Raw genomic sequence first — 15112 nt, forward strand, 5'->3', positions numbered from 1 at the left:
TGAACTGGCGGCTACACCGTGGCGAGATCCTTGCCCGTCTCCGGTTCTGACGCTGAGCCCGACTCCGGTTCTGATTTCGAATCTGACGCTGAGCTAGGCGTCGGACCGGCCGCTGCAGGCTCGTCGTCGAAGGGGTGCAATTCGGTGCGCGGTGGCTTGATCGCGTCGATGATGGCGAGCAGTATCAGGGACCCGACGCCCCAGATCCCGAACGTCAGCAGGTGATGTGCCACAGTGTCGCCACCGAAGTACAGGATTGATCGGACAGCTTCCACTCCGGCTGGCATGGGCAGGATGTCATGCAATACCCGGAAGATGGCCGGCTCCATATAGACGGAGAGTCCGCCACCGGAGGCCGGTATGCCAATCAGCAGTAGGATGCCGATGGCCGGGATGATGGACAGCATGCCGATGAGGCGCTCAATCACCGCCGAGAACATGGCAACGCTGAAGACCGAGAGAGCGCCCACGCCCCACAACTGCCAGAAATGGCCGTCAACGCTGCCGGTGATGGGTCCGGCAATCAGCCACAGGACCGCAGAAATAAACACCGACCAGGCGGCGACGATCGGCACGAGCCTGCGTAAGGGGCGCGAGGATGGTGCTGCGCTCGAGCCAACGATGATGATCATGAAGCCCGCTAGCATCCACCCCATGGCGAGGTACATGCTCACTGAACCCATGTTGTCGTTAGAGTGCAGCGGAGCCAGTTCATGCTTTACCAGCTCGAGCTTCTGCGCGGCGGCGATCTGGCCGAACACGTTGCTAACCACTTGTTGTGCGCTTGATCCGCCGGCCTGATTGGTGAGCAAGATTGCTTCAGGTTTGTCTGCAGAGGGAAGGATGAAGGCAGCGGTGACGGTGCGGTCCTGCACCTGAGTATTTGCTACCTCGACCGAGTCAAGGGCACGTAGGTCAAACAGGCCCGGCATCTTTTCGCTGAGCCCGTCAACAGTTTGCTGGGCCTGGGCGACCGTGGATCCGACAATCGAGATGGGCATGTTCTGGGGAGCAGGTGCGGACATGGCGCCGAGCATGGCGGAGATCATCATGACTACCATTCCCAGTGGGAAGAGCAGCAGGGCTCCGTAACGCCAGAATCGGCTCTTGGGTCGCGGCCCGCCGTGCAGTGATGGAATGGTGGGCTTGGGGCCGGTGGCGTTGGGCTTGCGGCGACTTTTGAGTGCATCAGCACCCAGGGTCAGCAGCAAGGCCAGCACACCACCGACGATCAAGACCATCACGTGGCGCCAAACCCCGGCGCCATCAAAATACAGGACCGAACGCAGGGCCTCGCCAATGGCTGGGGTCGGTAAGAAGGAATGCAAGAAGGCGTAGAAGCTGGGCATGGTGTGCACGGACAGACTCAGATTGGAGGCCGGCATGCCCAGCACCGTCAACAACAGCAGGGCGGCGATGACGGCCATCGGGCCCAAGAAGCGCGTGAGCAGTAACTGCACGGCTCCAATCGAGAAGACGCCCAACCAGGCAATGCCCAGAACTGGCAGTGTGTGGCCCTCAATCACGCCAAGGATGGGCCCCGTAACAGCCCAGACAATGCCAGCAACCAGTGCCGCCCAGCCAGCCAGCAAGGGGATGGCCCTGCGGAAACGCAAGAGTTCCGGTGAGTTGGAGAGCACCATGCTAAAGGGTAGATACCCGGCCATCACCAAGGCGGTTGCCATGAACATGGCACCCAAACCGGCGATGTCGGTTGACGGGAGCGGGACGAGGTCCTGGGCTTGCAGTGTCAAACCCTCGGCTAGCACCTGGGGGACCAGCATGGCCCTGACCACGGAAGCTTGAGAAGAGCCCGCTGCACTCGCCGTGTAGACAGCGGCCGTGCCATCAGCGATGGACACGGCTCCGGAGACTTCGCGGTCAATCACAAGCTGGCGAGCATCTTCGACGGAGTCGACCATGCGGATGGCGACGGCGTCAGGATTCGACGCCACGAGGGAACCGATGAACTGGTTGGCCTGAGCGGAGGTGCCCACTATGGCAATCGGCATATTGTTCGGCGCGGGAGCGTGCATGGTACCCAAGTAGCCGGTAATCATCATGCCCACCATGATCAGTGGCATCGCGAACATGGCTACATAGCGCCCAATGGTCTCTGCCCTAGCCCTTTTCGCTGCGGCTGCGGCTGTTGCGCCTTCGGGTGAGAGTTCGACGGCGTCATTCTCGGGATAGCCGTCGCCGGGGGGCTTGGTGGTAGGTTGGGGGGACTTTTTGTTCAACGTCTAGCTCCTGAGTGTCGCGTGAGTATGCGGGCTTGTGACAGGTTCATCGAAGTGGCTGCCTGTGTAGCCTGGCCTGTGGTTGGATAAGCCAACAGTCTCACTTTACGCCACGTGGCGTAAAAAAGAAAAGTGAGGCAGACTGGTACGTGGTCATCGGCATCTTTGCCTTGCCATTGAACAACGATGAAAGAGAATCTCGCATGGGACGGCACAGTGACAAGGCGCGGGAAGTCCTGCTGGATACCGCGGCTGAGCTCTTCGCCCTCCACGGCATCGATGCCGTGTCCAACCGTCGGATTACCGAGCATGCCGGCACCGCTAACCATTCTGCGATCGCTTACCACTTTGGCGATCGGGAGGGACTGTTACGGGCGCTGCTCAGCCGCCACCTTCAGGAGATGAACCGTCGCCGTGCCGTCATGATATCCAAGGTGGCGGATGACGCTGACCTCACGGACATCCTGGCCTGCATGATCTTGCCCTGGATTCAGTATTTGGCAGATCGGCCCGTGACCAGCTGGCATGCACGTTTTTTGTTTCAAGTACGCACCATTCCATCCATGACAGATGTTCTGAAAGCTTCGGCTGGACTAAATCCCGAAGTTGAAGCGTTGACGCATCGCTTGGAGTCTGCGCTGGGGCATTTGCCGTCGTCGGTGGTGCGGGGGAGAGCTGCGATCCTGGGGCCCATGGTCCTGGGAAGCTGCGCCGCCTATGAAGAGCGCGTGCAGAAGGGGGAGAAATCCAACTGGACGGGGGTAGGTTACTTCCTGATCGACTCGTGTGCGGGCATGCTCGCAGCGCCTGTAACCCACCCGGACGAGTACGTCACCTTCACCGAGGAGGCGTTTCTTCTCTAGATGTCCGCGCTTGGCAGAGCCTAGCCCCGGTACAGTGCCGCCTGCACCCTTGACTGCAAGCCCAGCTTCGAGAGCGTCCGTGACATATGGGTCTTGACCGTGGCCTCGGAAATCCCCAGCCGCCGCCCGATCGAATAGTTACTCAGGCCCTCGCTCAGACAATCAAAAACTTCCCGTTCCCGCTCCGTGAGCAAGTCCAGCAGAGACGGTTCAGGGCGCGACCCGATCCCGCCGCCGTGGCTGAGCGCTGCGTCGATGATCCTGGCTGTGACTTCCGGTGCAATGACCTGGTCCCCGTCGTGGACGCGTCGTATCGCCTCGGTGATGGCGCCCGGGTCGGCACTTTTGAGCAGGAAACCAGCTGCCCCGGCGCGCAGTGCCCCGAACAAGTACGAATCATGGTCAAAGGTGGTCAACACCAGCACCTTGGCCAGGCCCTGGCCACAAATGAGCTCCGTTGCGGCCACACCGTCCATGACGGGCATGCGCAAGTCCATCAGGACGACGTCGGGCCGGAGCGTGCGTGCCATGCCCAGGGCACTGGCGCCGTCACCTGCCTCACCTACCACTTCCATGTCAGAGGCAGTGTCAATAACCATGCGCATGCCCAAACGGATGGCGGCATGGTCATCGGCGAGCAACAGGGAGATCCGGGGCTGCGTGGTACCTGGGGATGGTGTCATGACGGGTCAACTTCAGAGGGGTTCGGCAGCCGAAGCAGCACTTTCCACTGCCCCCCGGCTGCTCCGGCGGTGATGGATCCGCCGGCGTGGGCGGCCCGGAAATGCATGCTGGGAATGCCGGTTCCGGACCCGGGGCCCGCAGCTGTGCCGTCGACTGTGCTGTCAGCTGTGCCGTCGACTGTGCCGTCCGGTGTGCTGTCGGCTGTGCCGGGCGCAGAGTTGGGCAGCGGGTTGCTCACCACCAACAGCACCTCATCGCCACGGCCGGGACCACGGCTGGGACCACCGCCGTGGGCTAGGCTCACCACGATTTCCACAGGCTGGCCCGGTGCGTGTTTCGCGGCGTTGACGAGGGCCTCGGCGGCTATCCGGTAGAGGGCGGTTTGGACCGGCGGCGGCAGGTGAGCGCCGCCGCCGGGCAGGGAATTTTCCAGCCGCACGTCCCGGCCGGCACTGCGGTACGCTCCCACGAGTTCGGCCAGATCCTCGAGTTCCCCAGTGGATTCCGGCGCGGCGCCGGTGTGCAGCAGCCGGATCATGGCGTTGAGCTCGTCTAATCCGGCCACGCTCTCAGCCCTGATGCGGCGCAGCAGGACGGTGCTGGGGGCAGTGGCAGTAGGAGTAGCCATGTGCAGTGCGGCCCCGGACTGCAAGGCGATGGCCGAAAGTCGGGCCGAGATGACGTCGTGGAGTTCGCGCGCCATATGCTGGCGTTCCCGCTCCAGGGCGAGATCGTGGCTGCTACGTTCAGCCAGCAACCGCTGCCGGGCCGCGTCCTGGACGGCATCGGCGCGGGCCGATTCGCTCGCCGCCAGTTGATTTGCCTTGCGCAGATTGCCCGCCCATTCCACCGGGGTCAACAAAGTGACAACGGCAATGACTGCGGCGGTGACGGTTGCGGCAGCGCTGCGGGAGACGGTGAAGGCCGCCACCAGCAGCAGGACAGCCAAGACCCAGGCACTGCGGGCTGCCAGCTGGGACGCGCGGGGGGAGCCAAACAGCACGAGTGAAAAGAAGAACTCAAAGGCCAGGACAAAAGCCCCGGAATGCCCGGCGAGTACAAAAGCAACCGCAGCGCTTCCACACAACCATGCCATTGTCAGGGGTCGGGCGCGCCGCAACAGGACACCTGTGCAGCCCGCCACGGCGATGACTGGCCAGGCGGACGCGAAAGCCGCCACCTGGAGCTCGCCGAAGGACCTCAGGTTGAGTTCGGCCAAAAGCCAAAACACGACAAAATAGCCGCCGGCCAGTGCCATGTCCTGAACATGGATTGTCGCCATGCTGCGAACATCCATGCGCCGCCAACGGTTTAACAGGCGAACAGGCACCGCGACGGCGGCGGTTGTCGTGTTTTCCATGAACCCATCTTCCGCCGCGCAGTTCCCCTCAGGCAAGCCAACCGCGGCGCCATACAACTAAGGTATGACCCGCAGCTGCCCCCGATGGCCGACGCCGGGTGTGCGCACGTTTGGCACGCTGGGAACATGACGATTGCAATTTATGCTCAGTTGGCGGTTTTGGCCCTCATCGACAGCACCAGCATAGGGACCTTGCTGATTCCGCTCTGGCTGTTGCTGCGCCCCGATGCCCGGCGGGTGGCGCCACGGATACTTCTCTACTTGGGCGTATTGGCCGGGTTCTACCTGTTGATCGGCATTGCGGTGCTCGGTGGTGCTGGCTGGGTGCTCAGCGGGCTCGGCGCCGATTCGCTTACGCATCTCCCCGCCGTCCAATGGGGCATGGTCCTGGCCGGTGGCGCCATGCTGGCCTACTCCCTGTTTGCCGGTTCGGGCAAAAAGCCGGCGAAGGTCGTGGCGGGCGCACCGGGTGCAGACGTCGCGGAGGTGACGGCGACCGAACAAAAGTGGCAATCGCGCCTGGCCGCGGCGCTGCGCAGCCCCGGCGGCATGGTGACCCTGGCGCTGCTTGCCGGACTGTTGGAACTGCCGACCATGCTGCCGTATCTGGCCGCGATCGGTTTGCTGGCCAATGCAACCCTGGCACTGCCGGTCGAGATCACCATCCTGACCCTGTACTGCCTGCTCATGCTGCTTCCGGCACTCGCACTGCTGGTGCTCCGTGTGGCATTGGGTGCCCGGCTGGATCCGCTGCTGCTTCGCATCAGCAGCAAAATGGGCAAGTTCGCTGGCGAAACCCTGCTGTGGGTTGTGGGCATCGTCGGGTTCTTGCTGCTGCGCGCGGGCTTGTCCGCGGTGGCGCCGCTTGCCCCGTGGAACCCCTTTAAGTAACGACCCGGCAGACGCCCTGTGGCGCCCGTTCGCCGGTGGTGGAAGATGCTCGGCAGGACCTGCACAATTTGAGAGAATGGATACATGACTTCTCTTGGAACCGGCAAAATGTCCAAACCCAGCAAGTTCACCGGCCTAGGCACCGTCGTGCTGGCCATCGTGTTCTTGGTGGCCATCGTGTTTGCCGCAAACAACAGCACGGTGCTGGGCTGGGTCATCGCCGCGATCGCCTTCGGCTGGCTGGCCCTCTCCACGGCCGTCTATATCGGCGTCCACAAGGCGGCCGCCTTTGGTGCCCGTCAGGTAGCCCTGGCCCAGGCCCAGATGGCGCAGCACAACAGTGCCAATGCCCCGGCCGACGGCGGCACCTACCTGGTGAACGACGACGCCGGGTCCCGTTCCGGTGCCAAGGCTCAGCAGCTCAAACTTGACCACTCGTTCAAGATCATCAGCGTCCAGGTTGGGGTGGTCAACGAGTACCTTGGCAAGGACGACGCCATGGTGGCCCGGGCCCTGGAAACCATCGACATCACCGCCCGCAACGGCCGCGGCATGATCAACCCGAACTGGGAAGCTCAAGAGGCGAAGATGGACGCCGCCATGGAGAAGAAAAACGCGGCCCGTGCCGCCGAAGCCCGGACCGCAACACCGGGAGTCGACGACGAACCCGTAACCGGCGTCGTCGTGGACTAAGGCAGCGAACCGACACGCAACAGGTAAGGTTGAGCAAGTGAGCATGGGAACAGAAAACGGTCATTTGAGGATCGCAAGCGTCAATGTCAACGGCATCCGTGCCGCCTACAAGCACGGCATGGCCGACTGGCTGGCCGCCCGCGACGTGGACATCTTGTGCCTGCAAGAAGTCCGGGCACCCGATGCCATTGTTGAGGGTTTCCTGGGCGAGGACTGGCACCTCTTGCACGCTGAGGCCGAGGCCAAGGGACGTGCCGGTGTCTTGATCGCCACGCGCAAGGACTCCCTGGCGCCGGTTGCCACGCGTCTGGGCATTGGTGAGGACTACTTCGCCACCACCGGGCGCTGGGTTGAAGCCGACTACGCCCTGACGGGCTCAGACGGCACGCCCACCACGCTGACCGTGGTTAGCGCCTACGTCCACTCCGGCGAGGTTGGCACACCCAAACAGGAGGACAAATACCGCTTCCTGGACACCATGATCACCCGCCTTCCCCAGCTGGCCGCCGCGAGCGACCACGCACTGGTGGTGGGCGACTTGAACGTAGGCCACACAACGTTGGACATCAAGAATTGGAAGGGCAATGTGAAGCGCGCAGGCTTTCTGCCCGAGGAACGAGCCTACTTTGACCGCTTCTTTGGCGAGGAGATCGGTTTCAAGGACGTGGCCCGCGAGCTGGCCGGCGACGTCGACGGGCCTTACACCTGGTGGTCCAACCGCGGCCAGGCGTTCACCAACGACACCGGTTGGCGCATCGACTACCACATGGCCACGCCGGGCCTGGCTGCCCTGGCGAGCGACGCCGTCGTGGACCGTGCAGCGTCCTACGAATCCCGCTTCTCCGACCACGCACCGCTGGTCGTCGACTACAAGTTCTAAAGGACTCGCCTCTCCCATGACTGATACCACTACCCGTCCCCGTGTTCTTTCCGGCATGCAGCCCTCAGGGGATTCGCTGCACCTGGGCAACTACTTAGGGGCCCTGGTCAACTGGGTCAAAACGCAGGACGACTACCAGACGCTCTTCTTCATCCCCGACATGCACGCCATCACGGTTATTCAGGATCCGGCCGAGTTGCGGGAGCGGACACGCAAGACGGCGGCACAGTACATCGCTGGCGGCATCGACGTGGAGAAGTCGGCCCTGTTTGTGCAGTCACACGTGCCCGAACACGCCCAGCTGGCTTGGGTGCTGAACTGCATCACCGGGTTCGGTGAGGCGGCACGCATGACGCAGTTCAAGGACAAGTCCGCCAAGGGCGGCGCGGATGCAGCCAGCGTGGGCTTGTTCACCTACCCCGTCCTGATGGCCGCAGACATTCTGCTGTACCGCCCCCAGGGCGTACCGGTGGGGGACGACCAGCGCCAGCACGTGGAGCTGGCCCGGGACCTGGCCAAGCGGTTCAACCACCGCTTCGGTGACACTTTCGTGGTGCCGGAGGCGTTCATCCAAAAAGAGGGTGCGCGCATCTATGACCTGCAAAATCCGACGGCGAAGATGTCCAAGTCCGCGTCGGGGCCCAACGGGCTGATCAATTTGTTGGATGAACCCAAGGTCACCGCCAAGCGCATCAAGTCGGCCGTCACCGACGCCGACACCGTCATTGCCCACGACCGCGAGGCCAAGCCCGGCGTCACGAACCTGCTGGAAATCCTCTCCACGTTGACGGGGACGCCGGTGGAGACGCTGGTGTCCGGGTACGACGGCAAAATGTACGGCCACCTGAAAGCTGATGTGGCCGACGCCGTTGTGTCCCGCCTTGAGCCCATCCGGGCACGCACACTTGAGCTCCTTGACGATCCCGCCGAATTGGACTCCCTGCTGGCCAAGGGTGCGGCGAAGGCCCGGGAGATTGCGTCGGTGACGCTGGCGGACGTGTACGCCAAGGTTGGTTTCTTGCCGCCGCTCGGGACGGTTGGATAATCATGCCGGGCATTGGCCAGAGCGGGGCGTCACCGGCGCCCCACCCCGACAGCCTGGGGGTCATCATTTCGATGCCCCCGGCCCTTGCCGCGGAATTACGCGCATGGCGGGAAATGTTCGGCGGCCCCGATGTGGCGGCGGTTCCCCCTCACATCACCCTGATCTCCGGCCGGGCCACCGGTACCTGGGCGCACGCTGCGGAGCATGTCCGGTCCGTGGCACGGTCCTGGGCGCCCTTCGAGGTGTCCTTGCGCGGGACCGGAACCTTCGCGCCTATCTCACCGGTGGTCTTCCTGAATCTGGTGGATGGTGTGGATAACTGCCTGGATTTGCATGAGAGGCTGCTGGACGGGCCGGTGGAGCACCTGCTGGATTTTGTTTTCCATCCCCACCTAACGGTGGCTCACGACCTGGACGCCGAGACCATGGCACGGGCCGAGCGGGAGATGGCAGATTTTTCGGCCGACTTCCAGGTGCTCAGCATAGGCCTCTACGACTACTCGCACGGCGGCTGGTCACTGTGTGAGGAGTTACCCCTTGGAAAAGCCGAAGGCGCATAAGGAGGTTATGACAATGGCCTACTTTCCGGGCACTGTCGCCCCCGGCATCCGGGCCAAGCGTTCCCTCGCCGCGCCCCTCAAACCGCCACCGAGCCCCCTGGACTGCCCAGCGCTGGCGGCGTGGACCGAGTCCAAGCAGGCGGCACTGAGCTCGGCCATGGATGGCGGATCCTTGGTTTCCCGTGGGACCGCCTTCTCGCAGTGGTTCAATGCGCGGCTTGGCCAGCTGTTCCCCATGCGTGTGCTGAACCTCTATGGACGCCGCCGGGGGCCGCTGCTGGCAGCCGGCAACGCCTACCTGATGTTCTTTTCCGTTGGTGCCATGCTGGTGGCCGGCTTCGCCATCTTCGGCCTGCTCGCCGCGGACAACCAGGTGCTCCGCGACGCCGTGGTCAACCTTGTCGCAGAAAGCACACCGGGGCTGATCGACACCGGTGACGGCGGCCTGGCCACACCCGAGCAGCTGTTGGGCACCAGCGGTTTCGGCCTGACCTTGGTGATCTCCTTGGCCGCCTTGATTGTGACGGCCATGGGATGGATCAACGGCCTGCGTGAGGGCATCCGCTCGGTGCTGGGCCTGGCCCGGGATCGCACCAACCCCATTTTGTCCAAGCTGCGCGACGCCGGAACCCTGGTGGTGCTGGCCGTGGCACTGGTGATCACCAGCGTTCTGGGGGTACTGAACACGGCCGCCGTAGGCACCATCAGCGACTGGCTGGGCTGGGGCAGTTTCTTGACCGGCTTTGCCGCCCAGGCCGGTTCCCTGATCTTGATGTTCATCCTTGACGTGGCCGTGGCCATGGTGATGTTCAGCCTTGCCGCTCGCGTTCTTATGCCGTCCAAGGTTCTGCTGCTGGCAGCAGTCTTCTCCGGTGCAGGTGCCACCGTTTTGCGCTTCTTCAGCGCATTGCTGCTCAACGGCATCACCAACAATACGCTGCTGGCGCCCTTCGCCGTCATCCTGGGCCTCTTTGTCTGGTTCTACCTACTCAGCCAGGTGTACCTGATTGCCGCTGCCATAGCGGCCGTGCGGGCCGCGGACCTGCGCACCCGCACATCCCCCTCTCCGAGGTAGACGCACCTGTACCTCCCCCCACGCCGAGGTAGACGGAAGCGTGCGATACATCAGAATCGCTCCGTCGACCTCGGCACGGATCCGTCGGTTTCGGCGTCGGGGGTGTCATTGGTTCATGGCGGCTTTGATGCGCGACTTGAAGGCGGGCTCGTTGAAGAGGTCCTTCCATTCGAGTCGTAACACCGTCCAGCCAGCCTCGATCAGGTCCGACTCGCGTTTTACGCTCACGGTAGATCGCCTCATCTGTGGGCCTGTGGTCGGAGTATTTGCCCTTCCCGTCAAATTCAAGAATGAGGCGGCGCTGCGGCCAGGCGAAGTCCGTCCGTTAGCGGCCAAGCCGGGTCGAGATCCATAACTGTAGCTCCGACATTTCAATGAGGAGTTCGCGCATCAGGTCCCGTGCCAGTGTCTCGCCGGGAGATTCCGAGCGGCCGTTGGCGTTGCGCAGCACCTTGCGGAGCGTCCGGATCCCGCGGTGGGTCCGCAACTTCTCCGCCTCCGCTAGGAGCTTGCTCAAGGAGGCTCCGAGCCGCAGCGCATGGTCGGTCAAGATTAGGGCTTGCCGGTAGTGCATTGTTAGGCAGCAGTCGATGACGGTCCGTTCCAAGGTGGTCACGCGGACTCGGTCGATCGTCATGGTCTCCTCCGGGCCAAGCGCCCGGCTGTGGACGCGGGTGTACTTGCCGAAACCAATGCTGGATGGCTTGCCGGCCTGGGTGAGATGGATGAAATCGTCGGCTTGCCACAGATAAAGCCCGTGGAGCCTGGCCGCCGAAACATGGCTGTCGACGAAGCCGGCCCGGAAGGTGGTTAGAGTCGCGAAATGATGAATCAGGATACTGTTGCGCAGGCGGCTCACGGCGGTTTGTTTGGCCCAAAACGAACCGCGGATTTAACAGCCGTGGCGCAGGCGGACCAGTACGCCGGTGGCGAGCAGGCGGCGAATCGACCGCGAGCCGAACCCCGCTTCACAGAGTTGAGCAGTCCGCCACACAACCCGCTTTGCCGTGAAGGCAGCCGTGAAGCGTGCGGTCGTCGCCACATTAGCGGACGAGCTGGCTCCCGTGTCCGCAACTCCACCGCCCGTGGTGGCTGCGCCGTCGTGCTTTAAAAAGGAAGATTGAGGTGTCATCTTTCAAGGATGGCGTCAAAAGGGCCACCAAAACCGGCCAATTTCCAATCTGTGGATAACCCCGTTTCGCTGAGGTCGACGCAAAAACGCCGCCCCCAAAATTGGGGGCGGCGCCTTCGCTTGAAGGGCAGGTGCTAGAGCTGGCGGGACAAAATAGCCTGCTTGACCTCGGCGATTGCCTGCGTGATCTGAATGCCGCGCGGGCATGCTTCGGTGCAGTTGAAGGTGGTGCGGCAACGCCACACACCTTCCTTGTCGTTGAGGATTTCCAGGCGCATGTCGCCGGCATCATCGCGTGAATCGAAGATGAAGCGGTGTGCGTTGACGATCGCCGCCGGGCCAAAGTACTGGCCGTCGGTCCAGAACACTGGGCAAGAGGACGTGCACGCGGCGCACAGGATGCACTTGGTGGTGTCGTCGAAACGCTCACGCTGCTCGGCGGACTGGAGGCGTTCCTTGGCGGGCTCGTGGCCGCGGTTGACCAGGAACGGCATGACCTCGCGGAAGGATTGGAAGAACGGTTCCATGTCCACGATGAGGTCCTTCTCCACCGGCAAACCCTTGATGGGCTCAACCGTGATGGGCTTGGTGGTATCCAAGTCCTTCAGGAGCGTCTTGCAGGCCAGCCGGTTGCGGCCGTTGATGCGCATGGCATCGGAACCACACACGCCGTGGGCGCAGGAACGGCGGAAGGTCAATGAACCGTCCTGCTCCCACTTGACCTTGTGGAGGGCGTCCAACACGCGGTCCGTGCCGTACATGGTCATGGTGAAGTCTTCCCACGTCGACTCGGAGGAGACCTCCGGGTTGTAGCGGCGCACACGTAAGGTGACATCGAAAGTGGGGATTTCACCGCCGCCACCGAGGTGGGCGGGCAACTCAATCTTGGAAGCCGGCTCTGGAGCGGTTTCAGCGGTTTCTACGGTGCTCATTAGTACTTCCTCACCATCGGCTGGTAGCGCGTGATAACGACGGGCTTGGTCTCCAGACGGATACCGGCGATGGACTCCGCGGAGCTTTCCACCGTGACATTCGAATCCAGGTATGCCATGGAGTGCTTCATGAAATTCTCATCGTCCCGGTCCGGGAAGTCCTCGCGGTAGTGTCCGCCACGGGACTCCTGGCGGTGCAGGGCCGCCACGGTCATGACCTTGGCCAGTTCCAGCAAGAAGCCCAGCTCAACGGCCTCGAGCAAGTCAAGGTTGAAGCGCTTGCCCTTGTCCTGGACGGTGATGCGGGAGTAGCGCTCCTCGAAGGAGGCGATATCGGCTAACACCTTGTCGATGGACTCGGCCGTACGGAAAACCTGCATGTTCGCGTCCATGGTGTCCTGCAGGTCCTTGCGGATCACAGCAACCTTCTCGCCGCCGTCGGAGTTGCGTACGTGATCCAACAACGCAACGGTGCCAGCTTCCGGATTCTCCGGCAGGTCAACAAAATCAGCCGTGAGAGCGTATTCGGCAGCGGCCACACCGGCGCGCTTGCCGAACACGTTGATGTCCAGCAGTGAGTTGGTGCCCAAACGGTTGGAACCGTGAACGGAGACACAGGCGACTTCGCCGGCGGCGTACAGGCCCGGGACGACTGTGTCGTTGTCCTGGAGGACCTCGGTGGTGATGTTCGTGGGAACACCACCCATGGCGTAGTGGGCCGTGGGGAACACCGGGACGGGCTCGGTGTACGGCTCGACACCGAGGTAGGTGCGGGCGAACTCGGTGATGTCCGGGAGCTTGGCGTCAATGTGAGCCGGCTCCAGGTGCGTCAAGTCAAGGAGAACGTAGTCCTTGTTCGGGCCACAACCGCGGCCTTCACGAACCTCGTTGGCCATGGAACGGGCGACAATGTCACGCGGAGCCAAGTCCTTGATGGTGGGGGCGTAGCGCTCCATGAAGCGCTCACCCTCGGAGTTACGCAGGATTGCACCCTCGCCGCGGGCGGCTTCGGAGAGCAAGATGCCCAAACCGGCCAGGCCTGTCGGATGGAACTGGAAGAACTCCATGTCTTCGAGCGGGATGCCCTTGCGGAACGCGATGCCCATGCCGTCGCCGGTCAGGGTGTGTGCGTTGGAGGTCGTCTTGAAGACCTTCCCGGCGCCGCCGGTGGCCAGGATGACGGACTTGGCCTGGAAGATGTGCAGTTCGCCAGTGGCCAGGTCGTAGGAGACCACGCCAGCTGTCTTCTTCTGCAGGTAGACGGTGCCATCCTCGCGGGTGGCTTCCTCTTCAACCGTCAAAAGATCCAAGACGTAGTACTCGTTGTAGAACTCAACATTGTGCTTGACGCAGTTTTGGTACAGAGTCTGCAAAATCATGTGACCTGTACGGTCGGCGGCGTAGCAGGCGCGGCGGACCGGAGCCTTGCCGTGGTCGCGGGTGTGACCGCCGAAGCGGCGCTGGTCGATGCGGCCCTCGGGCGTGCGGTTGAACGGCAGGCCCATCTTTTCCAGGTCGATCACTGCATCGATGGCCTCTTTGGCCATGACCTCGGCGGCATCCTGGTCAACCAGGTAGTCCCCGCCCTTGACGGTGTCAAAGGTGTGCCATTCCCAGTTGTCTTCCTCCACGTTGGCCAGGGCCGCACACATGCCACCCTGGGCCGCTCCCGTGTGCGAGCGGGTGGGGTAGAGCTTGGTCAGGACGGCGGTGTGGGCTCGCTGGCCTGATTCGATGGCGGCACGCATTCCTGCGCCACCGGCCCCGACGATTACGACGTCGTATTTGTGGACCTGCATACTGGATGCTCTTTCTCTCATTTACTGCACTAAAACATCTTTTGTCACTGCTGCGCCCTGAAACCAAGGCGGCGTCCGCGAAAAGTTACGGAACGGTGCAGAAGGACGGAAGGTCGGTGACTGCACCGGCCGGGCACGGATCAAAGGTGAAGATGACCAAGGTGCCCAGCACGATGATCACGGCGGAGGCAACGAACAGGACCGTCTTCAAGGTCATACGGGTGCCGGAGCGCTCCGCATAGTCGTTGATGATGGTTCGCACACCGTTGGTGCCGTGCAACATAGCCAGCCACAGCATGGCCAGGTCCCACATCTGCCAGAACGGGTTTGACCACTTGCCGGCCACGAAGCCAAAGTCGATGGCGTGGATGCCTTCGCCAACCATGAGGTTCACAAAGAGGTGGCCGAAGATCAGCACGATCAACACAACACCTGAGAGGCGCATGAATAGCCAGGCGAGCATCTCAAAGCTGGAACCGGAACCCTTGGAGCGGGTGTATTTGGGCGACACGCCACTGTTGGAACGTGGTGCATCAATAATGTTGGAACTCATTTAGTGCCCCCCGAAGAAATTAGAGAAGACAATGGTGAGGTGACGGATCAGGAACGGGATCATGGTCACGGCCCAAAGCGCCAGAACGCCCCACAGCAGTTGACGCTGATATTTGGGGCCCTTCTTCCAGAAGTCAATGGCAATAATGCGCAAACCGTTAAAGGCGTGGAACACGATTGCTGCGACCAGGCCGGCTTCGCCCAATCCCATGATGGGGTTCTTATACGCCCCAATAACTGCTGTGTACGCTTCCGGAGACACACGCACCAAAGAGGTGTCCAGAACGTGCACCAACAAGAATACGAAAATCACCACACCGGTAATACGGTGTCCCACCCAGGACCACATGCCTTCACGGCCGCGGTACAGAGTGCCAGCTGGTTTTGTCGGCACTGAATAAACCTT

16 protein-coding genes are annotated in these 15112 nt (G+C 62.4%); 7 read left to right on the forward strand and 9 right to left on the reverse strand.

Translation table 11 applies throughout. The features are described 5' to 3' along the window. Positions 1-11: 11 nt before the first annotated feature. Positions 12-2240, reverse strand: a complete 2229-nt coding sequence (locus AOC05_RS02260; RefSeq protein WP_157374873.1) for an ABC transporter permease — start codon at positions 2238-2240, stop codon at positions 12-14. Positions 2241-2389: 149 nt separating this feature from the next. Here AOC05_RS02260 and AOC05_RS02265 point away from each other — a divergent pair, with 149 nt between their 5' ends. Continuing rightward, positions 2390-3103, forward strand: a complete 714-nt coding sequence (locus AOC05_RS02265; protein ID WP_157374874.1) for a TetR/AcrR family transcriptional regulator — start codon at positions 2390-2392, stop codon at positions 3101-3103. A gap of 20 nt (positions 3104-3123) precedes the next feature. Here AOC05_RS02265 and AOC05_RS02270 read toward each other — a convergent pair whose 3' ends face one another. Continuing rightward, positions 3124-3786 (reverse strand): response regulator, encoded by a 663-nt coding sequence (locus tag AOC05_RS02270; RefSeq protein WP_062005333.1) that lies wholly within the window; start codon positions 3784-3786, stop codon positions 3124-3126. Then, positions 3783-5147 (reverse strand): sensor histidine kinase, encoded by a 1365-nt coding sequence (locus tag AOC05_RS02275; RefSeq protein WP_062005334.1) that lies wholly within the window; start codon positions 5145-5147, stop codon positions 3783-3785. The genes AOC05_RS02270 and AOC05_RS02275 overlap by 4 nt, the downstream gene beginning before the upstream one ends. 126 nt (positions 5148-5273) lie before the next feature. Here AOC05_RS02275 and AOC05_RS02280 point away from each other — a divergent pair, with 126 nt between their 5' ends. The 6 genes from AOC05_RS02280 to AOC05_RS02305 all read left to right on the forward strand — a co-directional run bounded on the left by AOC05_RS02280 (position 5274) and on the right by AOC05_RS02305 (position 10291). Beyond that, entirely contained in the window at positions 5274-6038 is a 765-nt protein-coding gene (locus tag AOC05_RS02280) for a GAP family protein (protein ID WP_195849396.1), read from the forward strand. A gap of 84 nt (positions 6039-6122) precedes the next feature. After that, a complete protein-coding gene (locus tag AOC05_RS02285) occupies positions 6123-6731 on the forward strand; it encodes a hypothetical protein (protein ID WP_082357690.1) in 609 nt (202 codons plus the stop codon). Positions 6732-6774: 43 nt separating this feature from the next. Next, on the forward strand, positions 6775-7611 hold the full coding sequence (locus AOC05_RS02290) for an exodeoxyribonuclease III (protein ID WP_062005340.1): 837 nt from the start codon (positions 6775-6777) through the stop codon (positions 7609-7611). 16 nt (positions 7612-7627) lie between these two features. After that, entirely contained in the window at positions 7628-8656 is a 1029-nt protein-coding gene (gene trpS, locus AOC05_RS02295) for a tryptophan--tRNA ligase (RefSeq protein WP_062005342.1), read from the forward strand. Between the two features lie 2 nt (positions 8657-8658). After that, entirely contained in the window at positions 8659-9216 is a 558-nt protein-coding gene (locus AOC05_RS02300; protein ID WP_062005343.1) for a 2'-5' RNA ligase family protein, read from the forward strand. Positions 9217-9229: 13 nt separating this feature from the next. Then, positions 9230-10291 (forward strand): YihY/virulence factor BrkB family protein, encoded by a 1062-nt coding sequence (locus AOC05_RS02305; RefSeq protein ID WP_197277883.1) that lies wholly within the window; start codon positions 9230-9232, stop codon positions 10289-10291. 105 nt (positions 10292-10396) lie between these two features. Here the strand turns inward: AOC05_RS02305 and AOC05_RS20375 are convergent, their stop codons facing one another. The 6 genes from AOC05_RS20375 to sdhC all read right to left on the reverse strand — a co-directional run bounded on the left by AOC05_RS20375 (position 10397) and on the right by sdhC (position 15100). Beyond that, positions 10397-10519: a hypothetical protein gene (locus AOC05_RS20375; RefSeq protein ID WP_257720351.1), complete on the reverse strand. Its 123-nt coding sequence runs from the start codon at positions 10517-10519 to the stop codon at positions 10397-10399. A gap of 97 nt (positions 10520-10616) precedes the next feature. Next, complete coding sequence (locus tag AOC05_RS19985; RefSeq protein WP_230085521.1) at positions 10617-11150, reverse strand: hypothetical protein; 534 nt, start codon at positions 11148-11150, stop codon at positions 10617-10619. A 407-nt stretch (positions 11151-11557) separates the two neighbouring features. After that, a complete protein-coding gene (locus AOC05_RS02315) occupies positions 11558-12355 on the reverse strand; it encodes a succinate dehydrogenase iron-sulfur subunit (RefSeq protein WP_062005347.1) in 798 nt (265 codons plus the stop codon). Continuing rightward, the gene (gene sdhA, locus AOC05_RS02320) at positions 12355-14154 is read right to left on the reverse strand and encodes a succinate dehydrogenase flavoprotein subunit (RefSeq protein WP_062005349.1); all 1800 of its coding nucleotides are present in this window, start codon (positions 14152-14154) and stop codon (positions 12355-12357) included. The genes AOC05_RS02315 and sdhA overlap by 1 nt, the downstream gene beginning before the upstream one ends. A gap of 85 nt (positions 14155-14239) precedes the next feature. Continuing rightward, positions 14240-14707, reverse strand: a complete 468-nt coding sequence (locus tag AOC05_RS02325) for a succinate dehydrogenase hydrophobic membrane anchor subunit (protein WP_062005351.1) — start codon at positions 14705-14707, stop codon at positions 14240-14242. Beyond that, positions 14708-15100: a succinate dehydrogenase, cytochrome b556 subunit gene (gene sdhC / locus AOC05_RS02330; RefSeq protein ID WP_082357691.1), complete on the reverse strand. Its 393-nt coding sequence runs from the start codon at positions 15098-15100 to the stop codon at positions 14708-14710. Positions 15101-15112 lie beyond the last annotated feature (12 nt).

The organism is Arthrobacter alpinus (assembly GCF_001294625.1).
GTDB classification, from domain to species: Bacteria; Actinomycetota; Actinomycetes; order Actinomycetales; family Micrococcaceae; genus Specibacter; species Specibacter alpinus_A.

What these genes read in the sequence shown, in the direction of transcription:
- AOC05_RS02270 (WP_062005333.1), bottom strand. Translation starts at nt 3,786, where the DNA reads ATGACACCATCCCCAGGTACCACGCAGCCCCGGATCTCCCTGTTGCTC.
- AOC05_RS02290 (WP_062005340.1), top strand. Translation starts at nt 6,775, where the DNA reads ATGGGAACAGAAAACGGTCATTTGAGGATCGCAAGCGTCAATGTCAAC.
- AOC05_RS02275 (WP_062005334.1), bottom strand. Translation starts at nt 5,147, where the DNA reads ATGGAAAACACGACAACCGCCGCCGTCGCGGTGCCTGTTCGCCTGTTA.
- AOC05_RS02280 (WP_195849396.1), top strand. Translation starts at nt 5,274, where the DNA reads ATGACGATTGCAATTTATGCTCAGTTGGCGGTTTTGGCCCTCATCGAC.
- AOC05_RS02285 (WP_082357690.1), top strand. Translation starts at nt 6,123, where the DNA reads ATGACTTCTCTTGGAACCGGCAAAATGTCCAAACCCAGCAAGTTCACC.
- trpS (WP_062005342.1), top strand. Translation starts at nt 7,628, where the DNA reads ATGACTGATACCACTACCCGTCCCCGTGTTCTTTCCGGCATGCAGCCC.
- sdhA (WP_062005349.1), bottom strand. Translation starts at nt 14,154, where the DNA reads ATGCAGGTCCACAAATACGACGTCGTAATCGTCGGGGCCGGTGGCGCA.
- AOC05_RS02325 (WP_062005351.1), bottom strand. Translation starts at nt 14,707, where the DNA reads ATGAGTTCCAACATTATTGATGCACCACGTTCCAACAGTGGCGTGTCG.
- AOC05_RS02300 (WP_062005343.1), top strand. Translation starts at nt 8,659, where the DNA reads ATGCCGGGCATTGGCCAGAGCGGGGCGTCACCGGCGCCCCACCCCGAC.
- AOC05_RS02315 (WP_062005347.1), bottom strand. Translation starts at nt 12,355, where the DNA reads ATGAGCACCGTAGAAACCGCTGAAACCGCTCCAGAGCCGGCTTCCAAG.
- AOC05_RS02305 (WP_197277883.1), top strand. Translation starts at nt 9,230, where the DNA reads ATGGCCTACTTTCCGGGCACTGTCGCCCCCGGCATCCGGGCCAAGCGT.